General features: G+C 57.6%; 2 protein-coding genes. Both read left to right on the plus strand.

Annotated elements, in window-relative coordinates; all coding sequences use genetic code 11:
- On the plus strand, positions 1 to 1,034 hold a 1,034-nt coding region (locus tag D5S03_RS03350; RefSeq protein WP_287042665.1), incomplete at its 5' end, for a radical SAM/SPASM domain-containing protein.
- Positions 1,031 to 2,020 (plus strand): porphobilinogen synthase, encoded by a 990-nt coding sequence (hemB, locus tag D5S03_RS03355; protein WP_287042666.1) that lies wholly within the window; start codon positions 1,031 to 1,033, stop codon positions 2,018 to 2,020. The genes D5S03_RS03350 and hemB, both read left to right, overlap by 4 nt.
- Positions 2,021 to 2,072 lie beyond the last annotated feature (52 nt).

A 2,072-nucleotide genomic window follows, 5' to 3' on the forward strand; every position in this document is an offset into this window, starting at 1 on the left:
ACCTGAAATGCGTTCACTGTTATGCCCAGGCCCTGGACGAGCAGGGTACCGACGAGATCGACACCCCTGCGGCCAAAGAGATAATCAACGATCTGGCTGACTACGGTGCGCCGGTGATGCTTTTTTCCGGGGGCGAACCCCTGGTGCGCCGGGACCTGGTACAGCTGGCCAGCCACGCAGTAGGCCGCGGCATGCGGGCGGTGATCTCCACCAACGGCACCCTCATCACCAGGGACAAGGCCAGGGAGCTAAAGGATGTCGGACTTTCCTACGTGGGCATTTCCATTGACGGAGGCCCGGAAGTACATGACAAGTTCCGGGGAGTGCCCGGATCCTTTGACAAGGCCATGCAGGGCGTGAAAAACTGTCAGGAGCAGGGGCTCAAAGTGGGGCTTCGCTTTACTGTCAACAAGAGAAACGTCACGGAAGTCCCAAAGATATTCCAACTCCTGAAAGACATGGATATACCCCGTGTCTGTTTTTATCACCTTGTTTACTCCGGACGCGGTTCCGAACTCATCAAAGAAGACCTGGGACACCAGGGTACCCGGGAGCTGGTGGATCTGATACTGGATGAAACCAGAGCCCTTTTTGACGCCGGCATGCCCAAGGAAGTCCTAACCGTGGACAACCATGCAGACGGCCCCTATATTTATCTGCGCCTGCTCAAGGAAGACCCGCAGCGGGCCAAAGAAGTTTTGGAGCTTCTGCAGTTCAACGAGGGCAACAATTCCGGCCGGGGCATCGGCTGCATATCCTGGGACGGCAGCGTTCATCCGGACCAGTTCTGGCGGCAGCACGTGTTCGGCAATGTCCTTGAGCGGCCCTTTTCCCGGATCTGGGAGGACGAGTCCATAGAGCTTCTGCAAAAGCTAAAGGACAAGAAAAAATACGTGGGCGGAAGGTGCGCCGGGTGCAGGTTTCTAAACGTCTGCGCCGGCAACTTCCGGGCCAGGGCCGAGGCCTTCTATGGCGACATCTGGGCCCAGGACCCGGCCTGCTACCTGAAAGACGAGGAAATAAAGGCAATATGAACAGCTCAAATTTTTACCGCGGCAGAAGACTTCGCTCTTCAAAGGCCATCCGGGAAATGGTCCGGGAAACGGATCTTTTGCCCCGCAACCTGGTCCAGCCCTTTTTTGTCCTGGAATCCAGGGACCCCAAAGAATCCCGGCCTATTGCCTCCATGCCCGGGCAGAGCCAGCTCGCCCCGGCCGCTCTGGAGGAAGAAGTGTCCCGGGCGGTGGACCTGGGACTTCAAAGCGTCATCCTCTTTGGCATCCCCGTACACAAGGACGCCCGGGCCAGTCAGGCCTATGCACAGGATGGAATAATCCAGCAGACGGTTCAAAAACTCAAGAAGCGTTTTCCATCCCTGGTGATCATAACCGACGTCTGCCTTTGCGAATACACCGATCACGGGCATTGCGGCCTTATCCAGGATAAAAAGGTCCAAAATGATCCCAGCCTGGGTCTTCTGGCCCGGACCGCCCTTTCCCATGCCCAGGCCGGGGCGGATATTGTGGCCCCGTCAGACATGATGGACGGCCGGGTCCAGGCCATCCGTGACATGCTGGACAACCAGGGCTTCAAGGAACTGCCCATTATGTCCTACGCGGTCAAGTATGCCTCGGCCTATTACGGCCCCTTCCGGGAAGCGGCCCAGAGCGCACCCTCGTTTGGAGACCGCAAGACCTACCAGATGGATCCCGGCAACGCCAGAGAGGCCCTGCGCGAGGCAGAAGCCGACATAATCCAGGGAGCGGACATGCTCATGGTCAAGCCGGCCCTGCCCTACCTGGACATTATAAGCGCCCTGCAAAGCTCCTTTAACCTGCCGGTGGCGGCTTACCAGGTAAGCGGGGAATACAGCCAGATCAAGGCCGCAGCACAGCTGGGCTGGCTGGATGAAAAAAGCGTGGCCCTGGAATCAGTAACCGCTGTAAAAAGGGCCGGAGCCGAAATTATCCTTACTTATTTCACCAGGGAAATCCTGGGATGGATGGCCGGCAATGAATAGTAAAAACCATGATGCCACAAGCCCTGCAAAGGCCCCTGATCTCAGGCTGGTG

The organism is Desulfonatronospira sp. MSAO_Bac3, assembly GCF_003838035.1.
Lineage (GTDB): Bacteria > Desulfobacterota > Desulfovibrionia > Desulfovibrionales > Desulfonatronovibrionaceae > Desulfonatronospira > Desulfonatronospira thiodismutans.

Coding starts and splice junctions, on each gene's coding strand:
- hemB (WP_287042666.1), top strand. CDS start 1,031: ATGAACAGCTCAAATTTTTACCGCGGCAGAAGACTTCGCTCTTCAAAG.